This window comes from Sulfitobacter sp. S190 (assembly GCF_025141935.1).
GTDB lineage: Bacteria > Pseudomonadota > Alphaproteobacteria > Rhodobacterales > Rhodobacteraceae > Sulfitobacter.
The window spans coordinates 23,257-50,212 of the sequence record NZ_CP081122.1 but is presented as its reverse complement, the minus strand read 5'-3'; the positions used below and the strand labels follow the sequence as shown (position 1 = coordinate 50,212).

At 60.9% G+C, this 26,956-nt stretch carries 20 protein-coding genes; 14 read left to right on the top strand and 6 right to left on the bottom strand.

Annotation, left to right across the window (positions count from 1 at the left end; all coding sequences use genetic code 11):
* The first annotated feature begins 98 nt into the window (after positions 1-98).
* The 9 genes from K3756_RS18410 to K3756_RS18370 all read left to right on the top strand — a co-directional run bounded on the left by K3756_RS18410 (position 99) and on the right by K3756_RS18370 (position 10,910).
* The gene (locus tag K3756_RS18410; RefSeq protein ID WP_259994048.1) at positions 99-869 is read left to right on the top strand and encodes a hypothetical protein; all 771 of its coding nucleotides are present in this window, start codon (positions 99-101) and stop codon (positions 867-869) included.
* Entirely contained in the window at positions 866-2,014 is a 1,149-nt protein-coding gene (locus K3756_RS18405; protein ID WP_259994046.1) for a glycosyltransferase, read from the top strand. Before K3756_RS18410 ends, K3756_RS18405 begins: the two co-directional genes overlap by 4 nt.
* Positions 2,011-3,135, top strand: coding sequence for a hypothetical protein (locus K3756_RS18400; protein WP_259994043.1), 1,125 nt, complete (start codon positions 2,011-2,013; stop codon positions 3,133-3,135). The genes K3756_RS18405 and K3756_RS18400 overlap by 4 nt, the downstream gene beginning before the upstream one ends.
* 122 nt (positions 3,136-3,257) lie before the next feature.
* On the top strand, positions 3,258-4,274 hold the full coding sequence (gene gmd / locus K3756_RS18395; RefSeq protein WP_259994040.1) for a GDP-mannose 4,6-dehydratase: 1,017 nt from the start codon (positions 3,258-3,260) through the stop codon (positions 4,272-4,274).
* Between the two features lie 14 nt (positions 4,275-4,288).
* Entirely contained in the window at positions 4,289-6,847 is a 2,559-nt protein-coding gene (locus tag K3756_RS18390) for a glycosyltransferase (protein ID WP_259994027.1), read from the top strand.
* Positions 6,847-7,788, top strand: coding sequence for a class I SAM-dependent methyltransferase (locus K3756_RS18385; RefSeq protein WP_259994025.1), 942 nt, complete (start codon positions 6,847-6,849; stop codon positions 7,786-7,788). Before K3756_RS18390 ends, K3756_RS18385 begins: the two co-directional genes overlap by 1 nt.
* Positions 7,775-8,617, top strand: a complete 843-nt coding sequence (locus K3756_RS18380) for a hypothetical protein (protein ID WP_259994023.1) — start codon at positions 7,775-7,777, stop codon at positions 8,615-8,617. The genes K3756_RS18385 and K3756_RS18380 overlap by 14 nt, the downstream gene beginning before the upstream one ends.
* Entirely contained in the window at positions 8,614-9,483 is an 870-nt protein-coding gene (locus K3756_RS18375; RefSeq protein ID WP_259994017.1) for a hypothetical protein, read from the top strand. The genes K3756_RS18380 and K3756_RS18375 overlap by 4 nt, the downstream gene beginning before the upstream one ends.
* A gap of 14 nt (positions 9,484-9,497) precedes the next feature.
* Positions 9,498-10,910 (top strand): mannose-1-phosphate guanylyltransferase/mannose-6-phosphate isomerase, encoded by a 1,413-nt coding sequence (locus K3756_RS18370; RefSeq protein WP_259994016.1) that lies wholly within the window; start codon positions 9,498-9,500, stop codon positions 10,908-10,910.
* Between the two features lie 3 nt (positions 10,911-10,913).
* Here the strand turns inward: K3756_RS18370 and K3756_RS18365 are convergent, their stop codons facing one another.
* From K3756_RS18365 to K3756_RS18355, 3 genes are all read right to left on the bottom strand, one after another.
* Positions 10,914-11,930 carry a DUF2793 domain-containing protein gene (locus tag K3756_RS18365; RefSeq protein WP_259994014.1) on the bottom strand — a complete coding sequence of 339 codons (1,017 nt, stop codon included), beginning with the start codon at positions 11,928-11,930 and terminating at the stop codon, positions 10,914-10,916.
* 154 nt (positions 11,931-12,084) lie between these two features.
* Entirely contained in the window at positions 12,085-15,081 is a 2,997-nt protein-coding gene (locus K3756_RS18360) for a DUF4214 domain-containing protein (RefSeq protein ID WP_259994012.1), read from the bottom strand.
* Between the two features lie 492 nt (positions 15,082-15,573).
* Positions 15,574-16,587 carry a replication initiator protein A gene (locus K3756_RS18355; RefSeq protein ID WP_259994010.1) on the bottom strand — a complete coding sequence of 338 codons (1,014 nt, stop codon included), beginning with the start codon at positions 16,585-16,587 and terminating at the stop codon, positions 15,574-15,576.
* A 418-nt stretch (positions 16,588-17,005) separates the two neighbouring features.
* On the opposite strand from K3756_RS18355, the gene K3756_RS18350 reads away from it, so the two are divergent.
* From K3756_RS18350 to K3756_RS18340, 3 genes are all read left to right on the top strand, one after another.
* Positions 17,006-18,397, top strand: a complete 1,392-nt coding sequence (locus tag K3756_RS18350; RefSeq protein ID WP_259994007.1) for an AAA family ATPase — start codon at positions 17,006-17,008, stop codon at positions 18,395-18,397.
* A 63-nt stretch (positions 18,398-18,460) separates the two neighbouring features.
* On the top strand, positions 18,461-19,471 hold the full coding sequence (locus K3756_RS18345) for a ParB N-terminal domain-containing protein (protein ID WP_259994004.1): 1,011 nt from the start codon (positions 18,461-18,463) through the stop codon (positions 19,469-19,471).
* 97 nt (positions 19,472-19,568) lie between these two features.
* Positions 19,569-22,052 carry a glycosyltransferase gene (locus K3756_RS18340; protein WP_259994110.1) on the top strand — a complete coding sequence of 828 codons (2,484 nt, stop codon included), beginning with the start codon at positions 19,569-19,571 and terminating at the stop codon, positions 22,050-22,052.
* Here K3756_RS18340 and K3756_RS18335 read toward each other — a convergent pair whose 3' ends face one another.
* Complete coding sequence (locus tag K3756_RS18335; RefSeq protein WP_259994108.1) at positions 22,053-22,967, bottom strand: hypothetical protein; 915 nt, start codon at positions 22,965-22,967, stop codon at positions 22,053-22,055.
* Between the two features lie 17 nt (positions 22,968-22,984).
* Positions 22,985-23,797: an ABC transporter permease gene (locus tag K3756_RS18330; RefSeq protein WP_259994106.1), complete on the bottom strand. Its 813-nt coding sequence runs from the start codon at positions 23,795-23,797 to the stop codon at positions 22,985-22,987.
* 91 nt (positions 23,798-23,888) lie between these two features.
* Here K3756_RS18330 and K3756_RS18325 point away from each other — a divergent pair, with 91 nt between their 5' ends.
* Positions 23,889-25,151, top strand: coding sequence for a hypothetical protein (locus K3756_RS18325; protein ID WP_259994104.1), 1,263 nt, complete (start codon positions 23,889-23,891; stop codon positions 25,149-25,151).
* Between the two features lie 7 nt (positions 25,152-25,158).
* Positions 25,159-25,821 carry an ABC transporter ATP-binding protein gene (locus tag K3756_RS18320; RefSeq protein WP_259994102.1) on the top strand — a complete coding sequence of 221 codons (663 nt, stop codon included), beginning with the start codon at positions 25,159-25,161 and terminating at the stop codon, positions 25,819-25,821.
* A 39-nt stretch (positions 25,822-25,860) separates the two neighbouring features.
* On the opposite strand, the gene K3756_RS18315 is transcribed toward K3756_RS18320, so the two are convergent.
* A complete protein-coding gene (locus K3756_RS18315; protein ID WP_259994100.1) occupies positions 25,861-26,790 on the bottom strand; it encodes a glycosyltransferase family 2 protein in 930 nt (309 codons plus the stop codon).
* Positions 26,791-26,956 lie beyond the last annotated feature (166 nt).

Sequence of the window (26,956 nt, the reverse complement as noted above, 5' to 3'; positions counted from 1 at the left end):
CCGCCTGTCCCTTCTCCTAACGCCACACTGCCGGTGCTGCTGCTGCCGGTCCGAACTCCAGAGGTCTCCCGATGCAAAATCCCAACGAAGATGAAGATATGGCCCGCCTGTCCGCGGATGATATCGCCCGGATTGCCGACCGGGTCAGCCAGGTGATGCAGCTTGACCGCACGCGTCACCACGTCAGCAGCGCGCCTGATCTGGCTGCGCAGGTCAACATCCCCGGCTATCTCGCGCGGATCTTCGAGCAGGCAGGCAGCGTGTCGGGCGCCATTTCGAATGAAGCGCTCTATGATCTGGTCAACAAGCGCATCGCACGGCTGGAAGCCAGCCTTTATCTGGCGCGCGTCGAGCTGGAGAACCGGTCCGCGCACGAGCCCTCCGAAATCTATGCCGATCCGATGATGGTGTCGGCCTACGCAGAGCGGGTGAGCCACGTCACGTCCCTGCCCCGCAGCTACAGCTTCGAGCCTTCGGTGCTGGCACACGGCTGGTATCCGGTCGAAAGCGTCGGGGAGCATTATCACCGCTGGATGCGCCCGATGGACGAAAGTGCACTGGCCTGTCTGCCACATCTGGGCCAGATCGATCAGGTGATCGAAATCGAGGGCCGTGTGCTGCATGCAGATCAGCTGGAGAATTTGTCGATCAAGTTCGGGGACATCGCCGCGACCATCACCCAGAAAGACGAGATGCCCGAACAGTTCGTGGCGACGCTGGCGCTGTCGGCGCAGGACGTCGCCCATTCCAATTATGTGGCCATCGCGTTTGACATGACCGACTTCCGCCAGCCCAACGAGGCCGACAAACGGCTCTTGGGCATCAACCTGCGCCGCTTCACCTGCCGGCCGGAGGCCCAGGCGGAATGAAGATAGCGGCTCTTTGCGACTTTCCCTTCTGGGCCAGCAATGTCGGCACCGGCGTGCGCCACGACAGCCTGTGCCGGTCGCTGTCGACGATCTGTGATCTGACGGTCATCTCGACGGTTTCGTTGCACGCGAAAGACGCACATTTCGCCGAAACTGTCCCCTACCGGCTGATCGCCCGTAACCAGCTCAAGACGATCGCCCGCGAAAATACCCTGCCCGAAATACCGGGGGTGCGTCCGGACCGCGACCTGTCGCTGCGCACGATATCCCACATCGTTTCGAGCGAAGGGTTCGATGCGGTGCTGACCCCCTACTTCAACCGTAAATGGATGATCGAACATCTGCCGCCGCACCTGGTGCGCATCATCGATACCCACGATTGCCAGACCCAGCGAACCGCGTCGTTGCTGCGGCACGGCATTGTGCCGACCTTTTTGATGAACGCCGAGGAAGAGGGCCGCAAGCTGGCCGACTACGATGTGGCACTGGCCATGTCTTCCGAGGACCAGGCCGAATTCTCGGCCATGACGGACATTCCCGTCATCACCGCCCCGTTCCGCGTGCCCGCGCGGGATCTGGCACCGATGCGTCATGTCTACGGCGAGCCGGACAGCCGCAACCTGCTGTTCATCGCGGCCCAGAGCCCGGTCAACGACATGACCCTGGACTACCTGATGCGCGAGATCATGCCCCTGGTTCCCGGGAACTGCGTGCTGACCGTCATTGGCAATGTGACGATGCCCCCGAACGTGAACCTGCCCCATGTCACAGTGCAGCAGGTTCAGGGGGTCGAAGATCTGGTGCCGCTCTATGCGCGGGCAGACGTGGCACTCAACCCCACTTTCGCGGGCGGCGGCGTCAAGACAAAGACGCTGGAGGCCATGGCATTCGGTGTGCCGGTGGTGACCTGTGACGAAGGCGCGCGCGGGCTGCGCCACCTGCTGCCCGACGATCTGGTTGTCAACGACAAGGAACTCTTTGCACACCGGATCGGCCAACTGCTCGCGCAACCCGAACGCCGCGCGGCACTCGCACGCGAAGTGCTCGACAATCTGGCGGCGGAAGACGCCTATGACTGGTTGCCGGTGTTTGCCGATGTCGTACAGGCCGCAATCGCGGGCAAACGCGAAAGATACAAACGATGAAACAGAGCATTGATCGCATCATCTTTACCGGTGATTTCCTGCGCCCCTCCGACGCGCAGTTGCGACCGACACAACATGAAAACATCCGTTGGCTCGCGCAGACCCTGTCAGTGCCGTTGCACCGCGCCTGCGGGTTGCCGCAGGAGGTGGTCCACTGGGACGAACGGTGGGCCAATACCTCGCGCATCGATCAGGCAACGGTCACGGCCATTTTCCGGGCTTTCGGCCGCGCGGCCACGATCCAGAACTGGCCCGCGATCTTTTCCGCCGACCGGCTGCCCGCGTCTGTGGAGCATCTGTTCCTGCACTATTTCAGGGGCGCGTTGCTGATCGGGTTTGAACTGCCGCCCTATCTTGCCAATTTTTGCCGCCGCAACGACATCCCCTTCATCGACCTGTCGTTCTCGCCCGTCCGCTTCATGGACGACCTGTTGCTTGATTTCAGCGCCTCTGATCCCGCGATGAACGCAGCGGCCACGCCGTGGGAAACGCCCGAGGGGCTGATCGCGCTGCAGACCGGCGCCGTGTCCGCGCATGTGGCCAAAAGTTTTCCGCACCCGCCGCGGCCCAACACGCTGCTGGTGATCCTGCAGACCCGCTTTGACAAGGTGGTGATCGAGAACGGCCGCTTTTCCACCGTGCTCGACCATCTCGAGGCGCTGCACGCCGTGGCCCAGAATTACAATGCCGTCCTGATCCGCGAACATCCGCTGGAACGACAGGAAGGGGTCGGCAAGACCCTCCGACGGGTGCTGCCCAATGCCAAGCTGACGCAGGAAAACTTCTACCGGCTGGTGGGGCACCACAACCTGCGCGGTGTGGCGGCGCTGTCGTCAAGCTGCGTGACCGAGGCCACATGGTTCGGCAAGAAGGGCCATTATCTGCTGCCGGGGTTCACACCCGACCGCTTTACCCCCGGCCCTTCGTCCGTGACCCTGGGCGATGCGCTGATCACTTCCGATTTCTGGCGTGATGCCCTGCAGCCTGCGGGGATCGAGGTTTCGGCCAAGGACGGGCTGCAATTGCCGTTCAAACCCAACCGCTTTCGCCAGCAACTGCGCAGCGCCTGGGGCTACAACCAGATCGACACCGATATCTTTGCGCAATGGGCCGCCGGTTGAGGCCGCCGGCGCCCCTGCGGGGACGCCACTATCAGTTGCACTCTACCAACCGCAGCGCTATCACGCGCAGCAACGGTGTCGCAGGGCGACAATGAAAATCGGGACAAGGGGCACAGGGCAGAATGAAGAAGGCTTTTATCACCGGCATTACCGGTCAGGATGGTGCATATCTGGCGCAGCTTCTGCTCGAAAAAGGGTATGAGGTTCACGGTGGTGTCCGCCGGATTTCGCAACCCGAAACCACCCGTCTGGATATCCTCGGCATCGCCGACGACGTACAGCTGCACGAGTTCGATCTGACCGAGCAGAACAACATCTTCCGCGTTGTCCGCGACATCGAGATGGACGAATTCTACAACCTCGCGGCCCAGTCCTTTGTCGGGGCCAGCTGGGAATTGCCGATCTACACCGCCGACGTCGACGGCATGGCGGTGGTGCGCATCCTCGACACGCTGCGTTCGGTGCGCCCCGATGCGCGGTTCTACCAGGCCTCCACCTCCGAGATGTTCGGTCTGGTGCAGGAAGTGCCGCAATCCGAAACCACCCGGCTTTACCCCCGCTCGCCCTACGGGGTGGCCAAGGTTTACGGCCATTACATCACCATGAACTACCGCGAGAGTTTCGGCATGCATGCCAGCTCGGGGATCCTGTTCAACCACGAAAGCCCTCTGCGCGGCAAGGAATTCGTGACACGCAAGATCACGCTGGGTCTGGCCGCGCTGGCACGGGGCGGCGATGCGCCGGTAGAGCTGGGCAATATGGATGCAAAACGGGACTGGGGGTTTGCGGGGGATTATGTCGACGGCATGTGGCGCATGCTGCAGCAGGACACGGCCGACGACTATGTACTGGCCACCGGCACAACCACCACGATCCGTGACTTCTTTACCTATGCGGCCGAAGAAATGGGCATGGATCTGGACTGGCAGGGGGACGGCGAGGCCGAAACCGCAACAGATCGCAAGACCGGCAAGCTGGTGATGCGGGTCAATCCCAAATTCTACCGCCCCGCAGAGGTGGATCTGCTGATCGGTGACGCAAGCAAGGCCCGCGATGGATTGGGCTGGGTGCCACAGGTCGATGTCAAGGAGCTCGCCCGGATGATGGCGCGCAGCGACTACGACGCTGCTAAATCCTGATCCGAGGGGCTGACATGGCAGGCATGCTGGAACGTCGTATCAAGGATACAGTCGCATTCACAAAACGGGCCGCGGATGCGCTGAAGCGTCGCCGTCTGCAAGGCCCCTACCGCGGGTATGTCGACGGGCCATCCGACGAAAACGCCATCCGGGGCTGGGTCGTGCACCGCGAAAGCCGCAAGGGCAACCAAGCCGTAGGCCTGTTTGCCGGTGACACGCTGCTGGAAACCTGCACTGCAAATATCATCCGCGAGGACGTGCGCGCGGCCAGTGGCGCCGATCCAGACTGCGGGTTCCAGTTCACCCTGACGGATTCCCTGTTTGACCGCATCGCCCAGAGCGATGGCGTGCTGACCGTGCGCACGGTGGGCGCGGCAGAGCATGTAATCGGTACCGTGCGGCTGGATGTCGACCGGTCGGATCCGGTGCTGGAGCAAGACGAAATGGCCCGCTGCGCACATGTGCTGACTGCCGATCTGGAGGCGCTGGATACGCTGCTGGCACAGGTGCCCGAAGACGAGCCTGTGCACACCGCCCACCGCGCCCCGCCGCTGACCAATCACGGCAAGATGTTCACCACCGAGCGGGTGATCCCGGACATTCCCGAAAGCGGCCAGCCGGCCTATCTCGATTACGTGCGCTACCGCTACCGTATGGACGAGCATTACGCCGTGGAACCGGGACTGGAGAGCGCGGAGCGTTATCTCTACTGGTACATGACCGCTTACCGCGGGCAGGAACGGCGCCGCATTCCGCTCGCCAATGAGACCATCGAACATCTCAACGAGACATTGGTCATGGCGGGCCAGACCCATAGCCTGACACGGGCCATGTGGTGGCGGATGTCGGGACGTCCCGATTTGCTGGGGCGGTTCAACTTCAACGACCGTGACAGCTATCTGGATGCGCTGTTCTGGTGGGCCCACCAGGATGTCACGCACATGTATTTCGAAGATGTGCTGGTGCCCGACCGCCATGCGGACCTGCTGCGCGGCGTACATCCGTCGCGGCGTCTGGATGCCTGGCCGCTGAGCTATTTCACCGAACGGTTCTACAAAGACAGCGCGCAGCTGCATTTCATCAGGCCCGGGACGGCCGAGGGCCGTAAAACGCTGCTGTTGGCGATGTTGGTCCGGGCGGCCCGCAGACCCGATCTGCTGCGCTATATCCCCCGGACGTCAATCCGCAAATTGCTGGAAGCCGATGCCGATGGCGTGTCCGATCTGGACCGTTTCGTGACCGCGATACGCAGTGCGCAGCCACAGGATGAAAACACACCGGAAGACAGCTCCGCCGTCCCCCTCAGCTATGACCGCTATGCCGCGGCGCTGCGGCGGGTCTTTTTCGATCTCGACAGCTTTACCTTCCTGACCCGCTCGCCTGCGGGAGACCGCTTTGAGGCCGCCGCCCTGCCACGCCCCGAAACCGGAGAGCGCGTCGATGTGCAATTGATCGGCCCTCTGGCCAAGGCATCGGGACTGGGACAGGCGACACGCCTGTCGGCCGATATCTTGCGCAGCACCGGTCTGCAGGTGCGCGGCGTGGATTTCGATCTGGACAACCCCGCGCCCGAAGGGTTCAGCACCGAGACGATGATCGAACCCTACGGTCCGGCCAAGATCAACCTGATCCACCTCAACGCTGAATCCACACCACTGGCCTTTGCCTATCAACCGGATGTGTTTTCGGGCAGCTACAATATCGGGTACTTCTTCTGGGAGCTCGATCAACCTGCAAACTGCCACTATCTGGGCATGGAGCTGTTGGACGAAATCTGGGTATCGACCCAGTATGGCGTCGATATCTACAAGGCCGACGCCAAGGACAAACCGGTGGTCAACGTCGGCATGTGCTTTGAGGAAATGCCCGACATCACCCGCGAAGACGCGCGCGATTTTGTCGAGCGGCGCTTCCGGTTCGACGACAGCCACTATGTCTGCCTTGTGGCGTTCGACAGCTTTTCGTTCGTCCAGCGCAAGAACCCGGTATCGGTTCTGCAGGCTTTCCAAAAAGCGTTCGACGGCGTCGCGCAGGCCCGTCTGGTGGTCAAGACACAGAACCGCGACAACGTCTTTGACCCTGTTCAGGTCCAGCTGTGGGACCGGGTCGAGGCGATCATCGCCAATGATCCGCGCATCGTGGTGATGAACGAGACCCTCAGCTACCGCAATCTTCTGCGCCTCAAGGCCGGATCGGACTGCTACATCTCGCTGCATAAATCCGAAGGCTGGGGCTTTGGCATGATCGAGGCGATGGCCCTGGGTGTACCGGTGCTGGCAACGGCCTATTCCGGCAACATGGATTTTTGTACCGAAGACACCACCTGGCTGGTCGATTACGAAATCGTCGATCTCAAACAGGGCGATTACATCTTTGTGCGCCCCGGAGCACAGTGGGCCGAACCTTCGGTCGCGCATGCCGCAACCCAGATGCGCGCGGCGTTTGACAATCCGGACCTGCGCAAATCGAAAGCCGATGCAGCCCTGTCCCATATCCGAAAGAATTTTTCCCGGGAGGCCATCGCACAGCGGTACGGTGACCGCCTGAACGAAATCCTGAAAGATGTCGACTGATGGCTGTCCCTCCCCTGCGCCCGCGCGCCGAGCTGCTGTATCACTACTATAGTGAATTTGACGCCTTCGGGCTGATCAAGGCATATAGCCGGACCGACCTTGAACCGACGCCCGAGGTGATGACGAATTTCCTCGGTGCAATGGTGCCGCCCCGTATCCATCCCCCGATGCTGGAAAAGATGGTGGGCAAGATCGAACCGATCCCGAACCCCGGCAACTGGCACGCCGATATCGCCGAATGGGGATCGGCATTGCAGACGGTCGAACGGGCCAGTGACAGCTATTGTATCGTAGAGCTGGGCTGCGGTTGGGGATGTTGGTTGCTCAATATGGGGGTCGCCGCCCAGTCACGCGGTCTGAAGGTAAATCTGGTCGGCATCGAGGGCGACACGGAACATCTCGCCAATGCCCGCGACGTGCTGCAGATGAACGGCTTTTCGAACGATGAGGTGCAATTGCACCACGGGATCGCGGCCGCGACATCCGGGCAGGCGATCTTTCCCGATGCCTCGGCGCGCAAACGGACGTGGGGCGGTCAGGCGATTTTCGACGCCGACGCCGACACCCTGGCCCGCGCGCAAGCGGATCCCGATGTGCAGGTGCTCGACTGTATGACGCTTGAGGATCTGGGCGGTGGCGCCGCGATTGATCTTTTGCACATCGATATCCAGGGGGCCGAGGGCAGCTATGTCAAAGGCAACGCGGAACAGATGGACCGCTATGTCAAACACGTACTGATCGGCACCCATAGCCGCATCATCGAAGGGCAGCTCTTCGAGCATTTTCTGGCACGTGGATGGCGGCTGGAAATGGAGCGCCCGGCCATTACGCCGCTGCTTGACGGACGGCCCGTGACGCGCATTGATGGGGTCCAGTTCTGGTCAAACCCTGCCCTTGTAAAACAGCACGACACGAAGGATGACACCCGTGGAAATGCCTGACATGGACCGCGTCATCGGCGTAAGCTGGCCGCGCAGCGGGCACCATCTGCTGGTGCGGCTGCTGACACTCTATTTTGGTTCCGGATTTCGGTATTGCGACTATTACGGCGGTGTCGAGAACTGCTGTAAGGCGGTGCCGTGCACACGGCCCGACATCCACCTGAGCAAAAGCCATGATTTCGACCTGCAACTGCCGCAGATCGAAGGACGCAAATACCTCATCCAGTACCGCAATTTCGTACCTTCCGTGGTATCGAATTTCGAATTGCACGTGCGCAATGGCGGTGCCGACACGCCCGAGAGTTTCCGAAATTTCGCCAGTCAGCAGTTCGACGCCTACCGGGCCTTCACCAACAAATGGATCACCTCGGATTTTGCCGCAAACCAGCTGCAGATCGAATATGACCAGTTGCAGGGAGACCCGCAAAACGGTTTGGCGCGGGCCGCCGAATGGCTGCATCCCGGTGTCCCGATCGATCCCGCCCGGATTGCCGATGCGGTGGCCCGTGTCGACGGCGAGCGGATCGAGCGCGGCCGCGTCACGCCGCTGGCGGGCGCGGGTGTCCATTCGGCCCGCAGGATCGAGGATTTCCGCTTTTATGCGGCGCCACTATTTGCCACGCTGGAGAATATGCGGCTGAGCCGGGAGGAGGTCACGATCGTTTTCCGCGACGTTCTGGACCGCGATCCGGTCGCTGCGAATATGCTTAACTTTCAGGCCGCCGCATCAACCGACGCGCTGCGCCGCGATCTGATGGCTTCCGACGAATATACCGCCCGCCAGCGGCAAGACCCGCAGTCGCCAACCGACAAGGCCCACGACACATGACGCTCGACAGCGACACGGTTCGTATGGGCTACAGGCTCATTCTCGACCGCACTCCGGGTGACGCCGAAATCAAGGCCGGACAAGAAGGTTTTGGCAGCCTGCAGGCCATGCGTCAGGCGTTTTTCAAGTCGCGCGAATTCAAACGCAAATACGCCCGCATCTGCGAAGCGATGGATGAAAATCGCGCACCTACCCTGGTGCAACTGGAAATACCCGGCACCGGTGCCGGAGCCTTGCGCGACCAGTTGCTGGCGCAAAACGCCCTGCAGCCCTCGATGCCTGTATCGGATGACATATCCGACACCCTGCGCCAGCTGCCACATGCCGAACAGCGCGGATTGCGGTTTATCTACGGTGATCTGGTTTACGGTGCAGGCGATGCATTGGAAAATCCGCATCACTACATCACGTTGATCGCCGATCCCGGTGTGCGGCTGCACAGCCTGTGGCACCCGTACCGTACCGACGGCAGTTTTGGCAGCTTTCTCGAAGCTGGCCTCGAGGATACGGCACTGCGCCTCGAAATCGACAACGGCCAGATCCGCCGTCTTGCAGGCAATCTGGCTGCCGAGGGCATCGGACAGGAAAAGGGGCTGTTGCAATCTGCGCTGCACCGGGCACTCGGACCCGACATGTTCGTCGGCTTTGCGGATGCACCGCAGTCGCTGCTGGATGTGCTGGGTGACAACGGTCTGTTCGATGGCGCGGCGCCACCACACGTAGCCCCCGTGCTCGCCCTTTCACAATACGACAGCGATCTTGGTACGCTGACCCCGCCACAACAACAGCTTTTCGAAAGCTATACGGCCTGGGACACGTATCTTTTCACGGTCTGCCGTCAGTTCTTTCTTCCCAACGCACAATGAAAATGAGGCTTCCCATGATCACACCTGTTCTTCTGTGCGGCGGTTCCGGCACCCGGCTGTGGCCCCTGTCGCGTAAAAGCTTCCCAAAACAGTTCGCGGACCTGCTCGGCGAGGAAAGCCTGTTTCAGGCATCCGCGCGCCGCTTTATCGGACCGGGCTTTACCGACCCATTGGTGGTGACCGGTGATGCCTTCCGCTTCATCGTCACCGAACAGCTTGGCGCACTCAATGTAGCCCCCCAAGGCATCATGATCGAACCCGAAGGGCGCAATACCGCGCCTGCGGCGATCGCATCGGCCCTGTTCGCCGCCGCCCGCGACCCCGAAGCATTGATCCTGCTGGTCCCGTCCGATCACGCCATTGCCGATGCGGATGCGTTCCGTGAAGCGGTGGAAATCGGCCGGTCCGCGGCAGAAGCGGGGCGGATCGTGACCTTTGGCGTCGCGCCGACACGGGCCGAAACCGGCTATGGCTGGCTGGAAGCAGGCGACGCGCTGGACCCCGGCGTACACGCGCTCAACCGGTTCATTGAAAAACCCGACGCTGCAAAGGCCGAAACCCTGTTTGCACAGGACCGCTACCTGTGGAACGCGGGCGTTTTTCTGGCCCGTGCATCTGTTCTGGTCGATGCTTTCCGCACCCACGCGCCACAGATCCACGACCGTGTCGCCGCCGCACTGGATGCAGGTCAGACCGATCTGGATTTCACCCGTCTGGACCCTGCGTTGTGGTCCGAAGTCCCCGAAGACTCCATTGATTACGCCATCATGGAAAAGGCGCAGAATGTTGCTGTCGTCAGGTTTGGGGGTCAGTGGTCCGATCTGGGCAGCTGGGAATCGGTCTGGCAGGAATCCGAGCGCGATGCTTCGGGCAACGCGCGATCGGACAACACAACCGTGTTCGACTGCGAGAACACGCTGCTGCGGTCGGAGGCCGACGATATCGAGCTGGTCGGCATCGGGCTTAAAAACACTGTCGCGGTTGCCATGCGCGATGCGGTGATGGTTGCAGATCTCAGCCAAAGCCAGAACGTGAAGAAAGCGGTCAGCGTCCTGAAGGAACGCGGTGCGAAACAGGCACAGCACTTTCCTGTAGACCACCGCCCGTGGGGATGGTTCGAAACCCTCATTCTGGCTGACCGGTTCCAGGTCAAACGCATCCACGTACACCCCGGTGCAGCGCTGAGCCTGCAAAGTCACCATCACCGCTCCGAGCACTGGATCGTGGTGCAGGGCACAGCGCGTGTGACCGTAGATGATACGGTCACACTGCTGACGGAAAACCAGTCTGTCTATATCCCGTTGGGCGCGGTGCACCGCATGGAAAACCCCGGCAAAGTGCCGATGGTTCTGATCGAAGTGCAAACCGGGTCTTATCTGGGTGAGGACGACATCATCCGCTACGAGGACGTCTACGCGCGCAGCTGATCCTCAGAACCAGCGTCCGATGGCCGTCAGACGTGTTTGCGACGCAACGCGTCCACCGTTGTGTGCCCAACCGTTCACGGTGACGCTGGTGCCGCTGCCACTGCCGCTGGTGGTGATGAAATGCGCGGCCGTTACCGACATGCTTCCGGTGACGTGGGGAGACGCGGCAAAGGTCAGCGGATAATTCCACCGGACCCCGCCAGACCCCGACGTGGTCAGCGACGAAGTGCAGATCTGCGTGCCGTCGGCAAAACGGACGTATTCGCCATTGGCATTGCTACCGCGCTCGATCACGGCACCGGTAGGTTGGCCACCGGTGGCACTCACTGTACCCAGCAGGTTGCCACGGGCATAGGCGAGTTGTCCGTCGATGGTGGCACCAGCCACAAGATCGGGAACACCGCTATCCGCCGCGATCGACAGCGCCGTGCTCCACGTGCTGCCATCCATGCTGACCTTGATGGCGAAATCATCCGATCCGGCAGTCCCCATTTCGGCACGTCCCGAAAATCCGGTCTGGAACAGCAGGCTCGCGGTGTCGTCGCTGTCGGCTTTGTTGATCTTGACCTGATGGCCCGCCCCCGCATTGCTCAAAAGGGTGGCGTCCGAGGCCACCGAGAAGCGGTTGACCGCATCCGGTGTGGCGTTGATGCCGAATTGTGGCAGGCTGCTGGCCATGCCCGTCCCATATGGCACCCAGACCGAGCCATCGAAAACCGTCAGAACCGACGTATCGCGACGCCATGCCAACCAACCCTGCTGAGGTGTGAAAAAGGCCCAGGATGTGCCTTCCCATAAGGCTACGGCACCATCCTGCCCTGCCCATGCGCCCGATCCACCCGTGCCCACGATATAGCGCGCGCCGGTTTCGGGGGTGCCGGGCGGAATGGTGCCTTGTGCTTCGACACTCAGCTGAACCAGCACATCGAGCACCCGCAGCGCTTCGTTGTGGGTGACGTGTTTTTGCGCCTGTGCGGCCTGGATATAGGGCAGCCCGTGCACGGCCGAGGTGTCAGACATATGGTTCTCCTCCAATGCGGATCCCGAAAAAGACAAGATCAGCGGAGACCATGCTCGTCACCGGTAAAGATATGCTGAGACGACCGTGCGCTGGCCGCGCAACCATGCCCCCCGCACCCTGTACCGTGCGAAGGGGCCATGGCAGCCGTCGGTCCTAGAGCTGGATCATCTCGTCGGTGATGTCGTCCAGTCGGCGGTTCTCGAAAATCACGCTCACCCCCTGGTCGGCAAATACCAGATCACCCTCGACTTCGCTCAGACGGTCCCGCACCTCCTGGGTGCTCTGATACCCAAAGGCTGTCAGGGACAGGGTATCCCACGCCTCCAGATCCAGCACCCTGTGGGTCCCGCCATCGGTTGGTGCAAAGATAAACCGGTCGCTCATCACGCCACCGGCGAGCGTGTTGTCACCGGTCCCGCCAACCAGCGCGTCATGGACACCCTGATCGCGGATCCAGGTTTCCAGCTGGGGCTGGGTCGTGGTGCGGAATTCGTCGGATTGGGCGAAACCGCGTACGACTTCGGCGCGTGTGCCGCCTTCGGACAGGACATCCAGCCACCCTTGCAAGCCGGAAGCATCCGACGCCCGATCCAGAACATTGAGATACAGCAGTTCGACAAAATCGGTGTCCAGCAGGTTCCCGTAGGTGGTTACAAACTCAGGAGACTGGACAAATCCGCCAACAACCCCGAGGTAATCGCGCCCCCCCGCCAGTTGCGAGACCCACGCAAGAAACCCGCCTTCGTCAGGCGCACGGTCCAGCGTGGCCTGGTAGAGGCGGTACACATCATCCTGCCAGGCCGGCGCACTGGCCGCCATGGCGGCGGCAGCGGCGTCCGCACGTGTGTTGTTCTGGAACTCGGTACTTTCGGAGAACCGCACCACGACATCGGCGCGGGTCAGATCGTCACCCAACCGGTCCACCCAACCCTGCACCTCGGCGGTGCTGGCATCGCGTTCGAGCACATTCTGGTATAGCAACGTCACGAAATCGGGGTTGTCGAGCGTGCCGTAAACACCCTGAAATTCGGTGCTGTCGACAAATCCCTGTGCCACCTCGACCAGCCCGCGTTCGCCTTCGAACAAACGCTCGGTCCAGGTCTGGTAGCCGGTGGCATCAGGGGCGCGGTCCAGCGTCGCCTGATACAGGCGGTACACTTGGGCGGCCACGTCACTGACCGCAAAAACGGGCAGGACATCGCCGTAGATGACGTCGTTCCCGCCGGACCCAAACAATGCGTCCCCGTCAGCCCCGCCGGTCAACGTATCGGCCCCCGCCAAGCCCACAAGCCCATCGCTACCCGCACTGCCGACAATGACGTCGGACTGGTTCGTGGCACGGATTTCGGCGCGGACCTCCGTCAGCCGGGTTATTGTATCTTGCCCGCCAAACCCGTCATTAGAGACTAATCCAGTCTCTAGATTGGCCCGCATTCCCTGCGTGGCCTGTTGGCCGGTACTGTCCAATGCGAACTCGATCCGAAAATCGCCCGTCGCCCCTGCCAATGTGATGGTGTCATTGCCCCGTCCCGGACGCAGATAGGTAAAACCCTCTTCCGCGACCGTTATGGCGAATGTGTCGTTCAGGTGGCTGCCGACCAAACCGATGCCGCCGGCCTGCATCGCCTGCGTGACGCCGTTGATCTGGGTCGTGCCTTCCGATCCCTTCCCGATGAGACCGGTGCCTGCTGTTCCGTCCAGATTGAAATCAAGAGCCGTCTCGCCGACCAGTTCGGAGTGATCGATGAACAGATAACCTGTTTCCCTCAGCACGGCTTCGATTGTGTCATCGCCCCTGCCGGGATCAACGATATCGAACGCTTGGCTGTCACCGGCATCCAGCAGGTCATCCCCGCTCCCACCGCGCAGCGTGTCCGTGCCAAGCCCGCCAATCAGGATGTCGTTGCCCCCTCGCCCGATCAGGCGGCTGCCGGTTTGCGCCGCCACAAAGGTATCGTCGAAATTCGCGCCGCGGATTTCTTCCACGTTGGAGATCTGATGGGTAAAGGCCGTGCCGTCCCACGCCCCGTTCACGACACCGGTTTCGAGGTTCGCCTGAACGCCTGCGGTGATACCGCCACGATCGTACCGCAGGACATCGAAACCGCCGCCGGCGTCCAGTGTATCGTTGCCACCGCGCAGGATGAACCCTTCACCCGCCGCCGATCCAAGGATCGTGTCGGCATTATCCGACGCACGCAGCTCAAGTATCCCGCCGTTGGGCGTGAAATTGAGCGTATCCGTCCCCCCCAAACCGTCGCTGATGGTACCGGTGACAAGGTTGGCGTTGATCCCTTCGCCCAGAACATAGTCAAGCCGCACAATACCGCTGAGGGTGAGATCGAAACTGTCATTCCCTTCGCCGCCATAGACCCCGACCCAGCTGGAAGCGCCGCCGTCAAGCACGATGGTATCATCGCTTTGACCCGAAATCATGAATATCCCGTCTTCTTGCAACGCGGCTACGGGATTGATCAACGTGTCGGTCCCGAAGCCCTGCTTGACGATGGTACCGGTGTTGGCGGTCCCGTCTATCGTCACACTGAGGGGTACGGTGACACCGCTATAATCCAGATCGACAAACGATCCCCGGCTATGGCCGGTAAAATCGAACGTATCATTCCCTCCGGAGGCCGCGATACGTTCACCGGTGTCCGATGCGCCGGGCACGATGGTATCGTCGCCCGTCCCGCCACCCAGCGTATCGTTTCGCGCACTGCCCAACAGGACAAACTCGGATGTGTTTTCAAGAAAGATGAAATCGGTCACCGTGGTCGATCCACGCGCGTCGACCGTGACATCCTGCAAATCGATAAGACTGTTGAAAATCGGACCTTCGCTGTCGGGGTCTTCCAGAAGTTCCACCATGCCCGCCACAAAGGTGGACAGGGGCCAGCTGATGTCGATGATGGATGTGGTCAACCGACCGGTAGGGTCGTAAAGGTCGATCCCTGTAAGCGTGCCGGTGGGGCCTGAGGCCGCTGCGATGTCCATGCCCGTGCCGGTCAGAACAGTGCGGTAGCCTGTTACGGTATTCGTTATCTCGATTTCAATCGGCGTGGACGATGTCACGCCCGACGTTATCGTTTCCAGGCCCTCGAAGGCGTTGTCGATCAATCCGCCGTTATCGCCAAAGAATGTCAGCAGCATGTACGTGTATCCCAATCCACTAATTCAAAATAAACTCCGAAAAAGGTTAATTGGAAAGGAAACCTAAAGATAGTTTCGATGCAGATTTTCGACGTTTACAACTGGTTTAGGGCGATTCGTGCCACATACTTTCCCCACGCGCCCCCCAATTATCCGGCAGCCCCCCTATTGTTTCCAATTCGGCATATTGTCAGTCACAATTTCGCTAATTTAATCAGATAATGCCGACTCTTCGTCGTTTACGTGTAGAGTGTCACTATCAATGCACCGGAAGTTGGTCTGCACCCGTTCGTTCGGGCACGCGATCGCGGGGTGTATTCGAAGAAATTGTAATTGGCCTTTTGCAATCTGCCATGCCTGAAGGGGGACGAACTTAGGTCCACATGCTGGCAGAGGCCTTTTTGGCATTGCATCCGGCCAATCGTGCCCCCGGTCCTTGTGGCCGGGGGTATCGTACGGCTCCCACACCCGCCCCTACATCCGGTCGGTACGCTACCAGTTGTTCTTCTGTGTGCGCACCCACCCCAGAAACGCGGCTTGCGGATCCGATAGCCGTTTGCGACCGGAGGCCGCCCACCAGTTCTGCCAATGCGCCGCCAGCGCGTGCACGTCCACACCGGGAATGATTTCGCGGGCCGCATCCAGCGTGCAGGGCTCCAACAATGGCGCGCCTGTGTTTTCAACAACCGTTTCCCGGGTTACCACGATCATGTCGCCAGGCGCTTCGTGCAACACGTAGTCAGGCAAGGTCGCCGCCTCGATGATCCGCCGCACCGCTGCGCGAAAAACCCGCAAAGGGGCCGCCGATCCCGATTTCTTGTGCAGCACCGCCACACTGACCATCCATTCGGCCTGCCGCCCACAATGCTTGCGTGCCAACTCGTAGATGCGTCGCTCGAGCGGTTTGCGCAGGCGAAAGTAGTCGCGGCTGAGGGTCAGCACCGAACGCGATAGTACCGCCCTGAACAACCACTCCGACAGTGTCACCGTGACACGCACCATGCGCCCGCCCCGCGACCGGCGCACAATTTCCCATCCTTCGATCAGACCGAACCCGCTGGTGGTTTCTTCTCCGCCCGTGGCGATGTTGGTCGTAATGCGTGTGCCCGCCAGCCGTTCAAACGCTTCCTTGAGGCGCGCGTAGGCGTCGCCCGACGTGTCGCGGTTCGTCGATACCAGAAGATCATGCGCCTTGAGATGCAGTGTCCGGCTGATGGTGCGGCCCGCATTCAGTGCCGCAATCAGCTGGCTGACACAATAGATCAGGATGTCCTTGTCGTGAATGGTCGCCCGGCCACGCACACTCGGCGTCACCTGAACGTGCACATCATTGTGGGCGTAGGACAAAACACGCCTGTCCGGCCGCGTGGCCAGAGAAAAGATCGGATGCTCCATTGTTCCCAGATCGTCCTTCAGGCTCGCGCCCAGAAAATCACAGACAAATAGATCAGCCGTTGGATGCCGGTCGGGTAAAAGCCCGCCGACAGCATGGGATGGTGTACGCACTGCTCTGGCCCTCTTTTCACCACATCCGCGTTTGGGCGGACGATTCCGTTATCGGGGTTTCAGTGACGTTGACCCTAGAGTTATCCACAGCATGCGTCCAGCATCCTGTCGTCGGATCAGAGTCGCTTCAGCGGCGTATCGGAATCGCCTTTTCGGGGGATCAGAGTCGCAAGTACCGGAGGAAAACCGAATTCGTCCATATATAATAGAAGGTTAGAAGACCCCTGCAGATCCTTTAACAATCCAATAACAAAAATTAACTGGAACAGGTAAGGTGATCCCACTGCACTTCGACCTAAGAGTGGCCTGAAAACCCCCAGAAAAGCTTAGAAAAGGACAGGCAGGACACAATAAAGGTTTCATGTTGCATCATTTGTGGTATCTCTTGAAAAAGAGCGCACATGAGCAGAGTGTCCCTATGAAGAGCGAGCCGCAGGCAAAGCTGCCTCCCTATTTTTCCATCCATCCTGACACGGCTCTCGCCCAATTGGGCGACCCCTCCGACACCAGTTCTTTCGAAGCCATTTCACAGGCCTGCACCGCAGGACGTGCGGACCTTGAATCGCGTGGTCTCGAAGAGGATGGTGCGCGCGGGCTGCGTCTGTTCTCCACCTGGGAAATCACACGTTATCTGATCCCCGTCGCTGCGGGGCATTTCCGGCGTGTTCTGAAACAGCATCCCGACCTGCCCCAAGGCAGAAGCGAGACGGCAGGCGGAGCCAAGTGGTTCACACTGGACGAAGTGCTGCGACTGCGGGCCCATTTTGCGGCGGAAGGGTCAAAGGCAAAAAATTACCTGCCCTACCGCCCCTCGGGACAACCCGCCAAGATCACCGCAGTGGCCAATTTCAAAGGCGGGGTGGGCAAGACATCGACCGCGGCCCATCTGGCCATGTCCGCCGCCCTCGACGGCTACCGGGTGCTGGTGATCGATCTGGACAGCCAAGGGTCCATGACATCGATTTTCGGCGGCAAGGTTGCAGATGAGTGGGGTACGGTTTTTCCTCTGCTCGCCCGGCACTACGCACGTCATCAGCAAATTGACAACCAGCGCAGACTTGACCGGGGAGACCCTCCCCAACCACTGGACGATACGCTGACCGAGGCGCTGGACATGAAGGCCACGGGTCTCGTGCAGAAAACCCATTGGCCCAATATTGATCTGATCGGGGCACAGCTGAACCTTTACTGGGCGGAATTTCAGATCCCCGTCTGGCGGATGGCAGCGCGGGGCTGGAAGCTTTGGGATGCGTTGACCGACAGTCTGGCCGCAGACGGGATGCTGGATGAATACGATATCATTTTCATCGATACACCGCCCGCGCTCGGGTATCTGACAATCAATGGTCTTGCGGCGGCGGATATCTTGCTTGTGCCTTTGGGGGCTTCTTTTCTGGAGTTCGACTCCACGGGCCGGTTTTTCGATATGCTGCACGCAACGTTCGGATCGATCGAGGACGCAGAAAACATGGCCGCCCGTGCTCTGGGGCGTGACGGGCTGTCCTTCCAGTGGGACGCGGTACGCGCCGTGCTGACGCGCTACGATGCTACCCAGCAAGGCGAACTGGCCGCCTTGATGCAAACCTATCTCGGGCCGGTACTGTCTCCCCACCGTCAGGATTACACGGCCCTGATCGGGCAGGCTGGAGAACAGGTGCAGGGGATCTACGAGGCCGACTACAGGAATTTCAACCGTGAGACCTACGTGCGCGGACGCGAAACCTTCGATACGACCTATGCCGCTTTCAAAAACCTGCTGGTCGGGGCCTGGCGCCGTGACGAACTGGCAGCACAGGACGCTGCAGAATGAACCGGGCCAGACTTTCGCGCCCACTGACGGGCCATCATTCCCTTTCGCACAGGAGAAGCCGACATGGGTAAACGCAAACGCCTGACCCCCGCCAACCCTGATTACGTGGCCGCCGCCCCCGAAACAAAATCTTTCACGCTGGGGCCTGCCGGGTCTGGAATGCGCAGGGCTCCTGTGGCCCAGGTTGCAGGCGACAGTGCCGCGGTCGCCGCCCTTGAAGAGGTGTCGGAAACACTGCGCAAAGCCCGCGAGGAAGGCCGGCTGGTGCTGTCTTTGCCGTTGGAAGCGATTGACACGGATTATCTTGTCCGCGACCGCCTGCGTGCCGGTGACGAAGAGCTTGAGGCGCTGTGTAATTCCATTGCGGCACGGGGGCAGCAGAATCCGATTGAAGTGACGGCCCTGCCCGGAGACCGCTATGGTCTGATCTCTGGCTGGCGGCGGCTCACCGCGCTCAAACGGTTGGCCGCCGACCGGCCTGAGGCGGGCTTTGACGTGGTTCTGGCGCTTTTGCGCCAACCCGGCGACAGTGCCGAAAGCTATCTTGCCATGGTCGAAGAAAATGAAATCCGTGTCGGGCTGAGCTACTACGAGCGCGCCCGGATTGCGGCGCGTGCGGTCGATGTGGGGGTGTTCGGGGATGCCGGAGACGCTTTGCGTAGTCTCTATGCGAATGCATCGCGCTCCAAACGGTCCAAGATCCGGTCCTTTCTGACATTGGTCGGCGCCTTGGATGATGTGCTGCGGTTTCCCGAAAGCATCGGCGAACGTCTGGGGCTGAAGCTGGCCGCAGCATTGGAGGGCGATCCCAAGGCCACCAAGCGTCTGGTGGCGCAGCTCGGATCCCTGGATCCCGCAACACCCGAGGCAGAGAAATCCTGTCTCGAAAACTTTGCGACTGGCAAGGGGACCGGTCCGGCGGTCAAGCGGGCCAAGCCACCGTCGCCTGCCAAAACACCCGCCACTGCCGGGGTGAAGCTAGAGCATGACGCAAAGAACCGCGTCGTTCTGTCAGGGCCGGGTGTCACGCCGGAGTTCGTCTCGCGGGTGCGGGAATTCATATCCGATCTATGAGACATGTTTCGCGCGCGAAACATATGCTGAAGTGCTGTTCTTGTGCCGCATGGCATCGACCGCTATGCGGTGCCCGACCGGATAACGAGGAAATTCCGTGCTGCTGATCCGCGCCTACCGTGTCTTCCAGTATTATGCGACCGAAACGGCCCGCGTCGAAATGCCGGGCCGGGTGCTGCGTGATCGGGATGGTCACCGCATCGGTGCAATCGACCGGATCGCAATACGTGTGGGCCGCCTGGTCGTCGAAGGCCACTGTGTTGCGGAGCGCGTTGCATTGAGCCAGGGAGGCGCAGAGGTTACTGCGATACCGCAATCGGGTGAGGAGGCTCCGTTCCACCTGGATTTGCCGTATGCCCCCGGTCCAGCCCGTTTGCTGGTGACACCATCCGCGCAGGAACCGCACAGCCATACAATCGCCGGCGTGTCGCCACTGCGGCTCAGGATAGCCCGGGCGCTGCGCGCCCTGCCCTTTATTGCCACCCTGATACGGATGTCACCGGTGATCTGGCGCTGGAAGCGCAGCGGCGATCTGGGGGCGCGCGAACGCGTGAAGGAGGCCCTGCACCTTGTCCCGCCCTCCCCCAGCGCAGTAATCGACGGTGCGGTGCTGACCGGTGCAGTCCCGCCGCTTTCAGATCCGGGTCGCTATACGATTGTGATGCCGGTCTATAACGCGCTTGAGGTGACCCGTCAGGCCTTGGAGCGGGTCGTACGCCACAGCAGCCCCGGCTGGCGTCTGGTTGTGGTCGAAGACGCTTCTACAGACCCTGATGTGCGCCCATGGCTTCGCGCATGGGCCTCAGATCATACTGACCGGGTAACGCTGTTGTTCAATGAAACCAATCTGGGGTTCATCGGCGCCACCAATCGCGGGCTTGAACGCGCCCGGCTGGATGCACCGGATGCGCCGGTCGTATTGCTGAATTCTGACGCGTTAGTGCCTGAAACATGGGCTGAGCGGCTGTTGGCGCCCCTGTGTGACCCGGCGGTCGCATCGGTCACGCCGTTTTCCAACGATGCCGAAATATTTACCGTACCGGCCATTTCACAACGACACGATTTACGCCCCGATGAACTGGATCTGCTGGCAAAACATGCCGCAGGTCTGGCCCCTGCCACATCAAGACCGGCCTTGCCTACGGGGGTGGGGTTCTGCATGGCGCTGTCGCCCCGGTATCTGGAAAAAATTCCACAATTCGACACGGTTTTCGGGCGCGGTTACGGAGAAGAGGTCGACTGGTGCCGCAAGGCCATACAGGCGGGGGGCTCCCATGTGGCCGCAACGGATCTGTTTGTGGAGCATCGCGGCGGTGCTTCCTTCGGCTCCGCCGAAAAACAGAGACTGTTGCAGCGTAATGCCGCGGTGATTTCGCAGCGCTACGCAAGTTTCGATGCCGAAGTGCGCGCGGTCGTGGGGCGCGATCCTTTGGTGGCCGAGCGCTTGGCCCTTGGCCTGTCGATGGCTGCCGAAAGAGCGACGGACGCTGTTCCTGTCTGGCTGGCCCATGCCATGGGTGGGGGAGCACAAAGCGATCTGGAAACTCGGATTGCGGCACGAACGGACGCAGGCGCAGCCGGTGTGGTGTTGCGGGTGGGCCGAGGATTCCGTTGGGTGGTCGAGCTGCACACGCCGCAAGGCGTGACTGTCGGCAACACAGACCAGTTTGCGGACGTCATGGCGCTGGTCGGGCGGTTGCCGAAACGGCGTATCATCTATGCCTGTGGCGTGGGTGATCGGGATCCTGCCGCCCTGCCCGATCTGTTGTTGAGGCTCGCGGGACGCGCCGGGAATACGCCTGCCCTGCAGACGCATCCGGTGGAGGTTCTCATGCACGATTACTTCCCGATCAGCCCCTCCTATACACTGCTCGGTGACGACGGGATGTGGCACGGGGTGCCCCTTGCCGGTGGTCCATTGGCATCTGATCGGGCGCATACATGGCGTGATCCTGCCGGAATAGAGACTGATCTGGCCCGGTGGCAGGACCGTTGGGGCGTGCTCATGCGCACCGCTGACCGGATAGAGGTCTTCTCCCGGTCCAGCCGGGATATCGTGTTGCAGGCCTACCCAGAGTGCGCGCAAACGATTGTCGTTCAGCCGCATCGCCTGCCTGCCCCGCCTCCGCGACTGACAGATAGGGTAAAGGCCGGCGATACGCCGGTGATCGGCGTGCTGGGCAACATCGGGGCGCATAAAGGCGCAGGCGTGCTGAGTGCGCTCAGCCGTAATCTGGCGCGGTCGGGACGGGCGCGGATTGTCGTGATCGGCAGGCTTGCGCCTGAATATACGCTCGCGCGCCCGTCACGTGTGCACGGGCGCTACCGTGTCGAGGATCTGCCAGCGTTAGTGTCACGCTACGGGATCACCGCATGGATGATCCCGTCGATCTGGCCCGAAACGTTTTCATTCACCACACACGAAGCCTTGGCCACGGGATTGCCGGTGATTGCTTTTGATCTTGGCGCACAAGGTGCTGCAGTTCGTGCGGCGGCCAATGGAGTGGTCCTGCCCTGCCCCGGCTCTGACGGGGTGGATATCGATGCGTTGCATGTCGCGCTGCGCACACCGCCTGAATGATCAGTCGGTCAAAGGGGGCGCAGAGCCGTCATCGGGCGCGAACAAATCGCCCCTTTCCTTCATGTATCGCCGGGCGATGTGCTGATTTTTCAGCCGATATGTCTCGAACAGGGTTTTGCGCATGTCGGCCCCGACGGGATTGGCGCTTTTGAACGGTGCCGCGCGATGCAGGCGCAAAATGAGCTGGCGTGCTTTTTGCAATGCATCCGGATCACCGCTGTAACGCCTGTTTGCCGCCAGCATCTTTTCCACCCCGCGCTCTGTCAGTCCGGGGTTCAACGGACGGTGTGCACGTTGCAGCGCTCCGGGATCTATATCGATCACTTTTGCGACGTCATCCACGATATCGAAAGGTGCGCCATCTGTGCCCTTGGGCAGATACCTGCGCACAATCATGGCGTCCGGCCCCAGAGCCGTGGCCGCCACATTGAGATAGTAGTCATAGTCCAGACGTGGCGCCATCCGTCCGAGAAAGCCGAAGATATCACCGGTTTCCCCGACGGATTTGACATGGTGATTGTAGAGAGAGGCCAGATAATCCGCCTGGGGACGCAGGTAGCACAGAATGCGGATGTCCCACCCGTCAAAGACCTCTTTGAGGATGGTATAGGGCTGCAAACCGGGCAGGGTCGGCAGCGGCAGCGTTGACAGCTCCTCGGATGAAACAAAAGCTGTCCGGACGTTTTCAGTCTCTAATTCGGCGCGAAGTGCGGTCCATGCAGCCCGTGCCTTGTGCGGACCGTGCATCTCGCGCGCCAGTGAATGATGGCCCCAGTGGCCGGGATGGTCGGAGAGCCCCGAAAGGGGGTAGAGGACGCCCTGCTCTTGCAACCGCGCACGGTTATCGAAGAACGTTTTCTGCAACGTGGTGGTGCCTGTTTTGAACAGGCCCGAATGAAGGAAAAGCGTTGGCATGCCCCGGTATGATCCCGTTAAAATCGAACGAGCAGTTCGCGGTGATGGCGCCGCAGCAATACAAGCCCCAGCGCCAAACAGCCGAGCGACAGACCAATCACGTACAGTGGCGACACATAGGTCGCATCATACGTGCCGTAAAAGCCCTGCCGCATCATGCCGGTGACATGGATGAGCGGATTGTACCACAGATAATCGGCGTAAGGGTCCGGAATGGCTTCGAACAGGAACAGGATACCCGAGATGATGAACATCGGTCGCATCAGGATCGACCAGGCCTTCTGCATCACCTCGAACCGGGTGAACAGATAGCAATTCAGAACGCCGATCCCGACCGATAGCAAAGCCGTCAGGGCAAAGGCTTCGACAATGACTGTCAGATTGGGTGTGACCCGTGTTTCGAAAACCGCCAGACATCCCATGAGGATGATATAGGCCACCATCAACTGCGTCATCAGGTTCAGCACAAACCGCGCGATGATGGCATCCAGAAAGGTCACCGTTGGATAGGCCAGCAACTGGCGGGAATACATCAGAGCCTGTGCGATCTTGTTGTGGATGTCGGTGAACATCAGGAAAGGCAGCATGCCGGTCGAATAGAACATCGGAAAGCTGATCCCCATGGGAGGGTTACGAAAGGCCGCGGCAAACACCAGTGACAGCAGAATGATGCCGCCCGCAGGTTCGAGTACCGCCCAGATATATCCGCCCGGCGAGCGCCCGTTGGTGGTCGACATCTCGCGCAGGACAAGCGCCCCGATGGCGCGCAGCGATGCAAAACGGCGCCGGGGGGGCTGCACGGGCAGGGGCGGGGCGATGTCGTGTTCCATGGCCCAACTCTTAACAGCTTTATGATCGCCTGCCATCGGTATATGGAGAAGGAGACACCTGCCGTCGCGCACGCAAAGACGAGGCCACCGCATGACCAAGCCCGAAAAATTCAAGACGGCCCCGCAAGCCCCGATCATGCCCGGGAGCAAAGCGCCGCCGCGCCCTGTCGGCGGCAGCTCTGTTTCGACCGCCCGCGCCCGCCCCTTGGGTGATCCGCATGACGCTGTGCCGCCGCCTGTCTCGTCGTCGTTCTTGCGTTTGCGTCACGGGCTGCTGGTGCTCAGCTTTATTCTGTGTGTGATTGTGCCCACCGGGGGAACGGCGTGGTATCTATGGACCCGTGCAGCCGACCAATATGTCTCTAAAGTGGGCTTTTCGGTGCGTCGGGAGGATAACAGTTCGGCCATTGACCTGCTGGGCGGGCTCAATGCCTTTTCCGGGTCGAGCTCCAGCGACACTGACATTCTGTATGAATTCATCCAGAGCCAACGGCTGGTGTCTGATATCGACGATGCCCTCGATCTGCGCCGCATCTGGTCGCTGCCCGAAAACGATCCGATCTTTACACTCGACTCTGATGCGTCGATCGAAGATCTGGTGAATTACTGGAGTAATATGGTGCGCCTGTCTTACGGGGCCGGGTCCGGATTGCTGGAGGTCGAGGTGCGTGCCTTTACCGCTGCCGATGCCACGCAGATCGCGCAATCGCTCTTCGATGAAAGCTCCAACATGATCAACGAGCTGAGTGCCATCGCGCGTGAAGACGCCATCGGTTACGCCCGTGAAGAGCTTGACGCGGGTCTCGAACGGCTGCGGCAGGCACGCGAGACATTGACCCGGTTCCGCAACGAAAACCAGTTGATCAACCCGGAGAGTGATCTGCAAAGCCAGGCAGGGCTTCTGGGGACGCTGCAGGCCCAGCAGGCCGAAACACTGATCGAGATCGACCTGCTGCGCGATATCTCGGGGCAGGCGGATCCGCGCCTTGAACAGGCCCGGCGGCGCCTCGTTGTCATCGAGAAACGGATCGATGCAGAGCGCCAGAAGCTCGGCTTTCGGGGGGCGGGCGCCGATGACAAGGCGTTCTCGGAGATCGTGGGCGAATACGAGCGTCTGACGGTGGATCGCGAATTTGCCGAACAGGCCTATGTCAGCGCTCTTGCGGCCTACGATTCAGCGCAGGCTGAATCGCGCCGCAAGACACGGTACCTCGCAGCCTATATGGAGCCGACACAGGCCCAGACCGCGCGGTATCCCGAACGGGGTACCTTGTTGATGCTGGTCGGCATGTTCCTGTTCCTGATCTGGTCGATCACTTCGTTGGTGCTCTATTCGGTCAAGGACCGCCGTTGAGGCCGCGATGATCCGTTTCGATAACGTCACCAAGGTCTATGCGCTGGATGGCCGCCGCAAAGTGGTTGCCGATGCGCTCAACGCGGTCTTTCCATCGGGACGTGCGGTCGCGCTTCTGGGGCGGAACGGCGCCGGAAAATCGACCCTGCTCCGGATGATTGCGGGTACCGAAGACCCGACGGAGGGCCGGATCATGTCTACGGGGACGATCTCCTGGCCCGTGGGGTTCGCAGGTTCGTTCCACCCCGAACTCAGCGGTGCCCAGAACGCGCGTTTTGTGGGGCGCATTTACGGTGTGGATACCGATGCCTTGGCGGAGTTTGTCGAGGATTTTGCGGGTTTGGGGGTCCACTTCCATCTCCCTTTCCGCACCTATTCATCGGGGATGCGGTCCCGTCTGGCCTTTGGTGTGTCCATGGGGATCGGGTTTGATACATACCTTGTCGACGAAATCACTGCCGTCGGGGATGCGGCCTTTCGCGCCAAGAGCGATCGCATCTTCAAGGCACGTCTGAAAACGGCCGGTGCCGTGATGGTGACCCACTCGATGGCGCAGGTCCGCACATTGTGCAATGCCGCGGCGGTGCTCGAAGAGGGAAAGCTGACTTATTACGATGACATCGAAGCGGCGATCGGACATCACAACCGCAATATGGCCACGGGCCGCTAAACGGGGCGCTGCGCCATGTTTCGCGCGCGAAACATGGTATCAGACCCGCCCGAGCGCCACGGCGAGATACATGGCACATGTGGCAAGCAGGGTCTGGCGGTACAGACCGGCCCGTCCGAACGCCAATACCCGTTTGAGCGGGCGGCTGCGGGGGGCTGCCTGCAAGGTCTGCAGTGCCGTTTTCGCCTGCGGGGTCAGCAGTCTATCATCCGCCGCCAGTGCCGCCATATTGGCCGAGAGCCAGTTCCCGTAGCGGCGCCCGAAAACCATGCGCATGCGTGCCAGTGACGCAGCAGGGCCGCGATGTGCACCCATCACGTTACCGGTGTGCTGGCGGTACAGCAGAACCGTTTCGGGGTCTATGACCACACGTCCTCCCGCGCCGCTGATCAGCTGGTACAGCCACCAGTCATGATAGGGCACGTCCTGTGCCGGAACCCCGCGTTGACGCACCAGAGCGAGGGCTGCGGTATTCAACACGGTGCTGTGGCCACTGACCACGTTCTGGGTCAGGGCATTGGCAAAGCCGACCGGGCGGCGTGGCGGGCTGGAATACCCCAGAGGGTTCAGGTCGGCGTCCACATGCCGGCTTTGCGCGCCGTAAAGGGTCGGAATCTGTGCCTGCGCCAGTATTTCTGACGCGCGGGCCAGTTTGTGGGGCAACCAGACGTCATCCTGATCCGACAAGGCCACAGGCTGTGACGGCAGATCCGGGTGGCACAGCAGCGACATGAAATTCGCCGTACTTCCCTGACGGGGCCCTTCAACCATGCGGACATCGTGTTTCGGGCCGGCACGGGTGCGAAAACTGTCGATCAAGTCCCGCGTTTCGTCCCGGGATCCATCATCGCTGATCCACAGGTCCCATGCGTCATGGCTCTGGTCCAGATAGCTTTGCAACTGGTCCGAAAGATGTGCCGCACCCTGATAGGTGCACAACAGGATCGTAAAGCGCGTGGGTTCCGGCATTTGCGGTCTGGTGTCCTCTGGAAGGGGCCGCCCGGTGATGCCGCAGAAGCGTCAGGCCCGCAAGGGCTGCGGGCCGCAGACACGGGTGATTTGAAACACATTCTCTCCAAGTTCCACAATTTGGCCAAGGATCGCGCCCGCCGCTGACAAGCCGCCGGTCCACTCT

Excerpts from the sequence above, each read along its gene's own strand:
- K3756_RS18410 (WP_259994048.1), top strand. The coding sequence starts at position 99 with ATGGCCCGCCTGTCCGCGGATGATATCGCCCGGATTGCCGACCGGGTC.
- K3756_RS18405 (WP_259994046.1), top strand. The coding sequence starts at position 866 with ATGAAGATAGCGGCTCTTTGCGACTTTCCCTTCTGGGCCAGCAATGTC.
- K3756_RS18400 (WP_259994043.1), top strand. The coding sequence starts at position 2,011 with ATGAAACAGAGCATTGATCGCATCATCTTTACCGGTGATTTCCTGCGC.
- gmd (WP_259994040.1), top strand. The coding sequence starts at position 3,258 with ATGAAGAAGGCTTTTATCACCGGCATTACCGGTCAGGATGGTGCATAT.
- K3756_RS18390 (WP_259994027.1), top strand. The coding sequence starts at position 4,289 with ATGGCAGGCATGCTGGAACGTCGTATCAAGGATACAGTCGCATTCACA.
- K3756_RS18385 (WP_259994025.1), top strand. The coding sequence starts at position 6,847 with ATGGCTGTCCCTCCCCTGCGCCCGCGCGCCGAGCTGCTGTATCACTAC.
- K3756_RS18375 (WP_259994017.1), top strand. The coding sequence starts at position 8,614 with ATGACGCTCGACAGCGACACGGTTCGTATGGGCTACAGGCTCATTCTC.
- K3756_RS18370 (WP_259994016.1), top strand. The coding sequence starts at position 9,498 with ATGATCACACCTGTTCTTCTGTGCGGCGGTTCCGGCACCCGGCTGTGG.
- K3756_RS18365 (WP_259994014.1), bottom strand. The coding sequence starts at position 11,930 with ATGTCTGACACCTCGGCCGTGCACGGGCTGCCCTATATCCAGGCCGCA.
- K3756_RS18360 (WP_259994012.1), bottom strand. The coding sequence starts at position 15,081 with ATGCTGCTGACATTCTTTGGCGATAACGGCGGATTGATCGACAACGCC.
- K3756_RS18350 (WP_259994007.1), top strand. The coding sequence starts at position 17,006 with ATGAAGAGCGAGCCGCAGGCAAAGCTGCCTCCCTATTTTTCCATCCAT.
- K3756_RS18345 (WP_259994004.1), top strand. The coding sequence starts at position 18,461 with ATGGGTAAACGCAAACGCCTGACCCCCGCCAACCCTGATTACGTGGCC.
- K3756_RS18335 (WP_259994108.1), bottom strand. The coding sequence starts at position 22,967 with ATGCCAACGCTTTTCCTTCATTCGGGCCTGTTCAAAACAGGCACCACC.
- K3756_RS18330 (WP_259994106.1), bottom strand. The coding sequence starts at position 23,797 with ATGGAACACGACATCGCCCCGCCCCTGCCCGTGCAGCCCCCCCGGCGC.
- K3756_RS18325 (WP_259994104.1), top strand. The coding sequence starts at position 23,889 with ATGACCAAGCCCGAAAAATTCAAGACGGCCCCGCAAGCCCCGATCATG.
- K3756_RS18320 (WP_259994102.1), top strand. The coding sequence starts at position 25,159 with ATGATCCGTTTCGATAACGTCACCAAGGTCTATGCGCTGGATGGCCGC.
- K3756_RS18315 (WP_259994100.1), bottom strand. The coding sequence starts at position 26,790 with ATGCCGGAACCCACGCGCTTTACGATCCTGTTGTGCACCTATCAGGGT.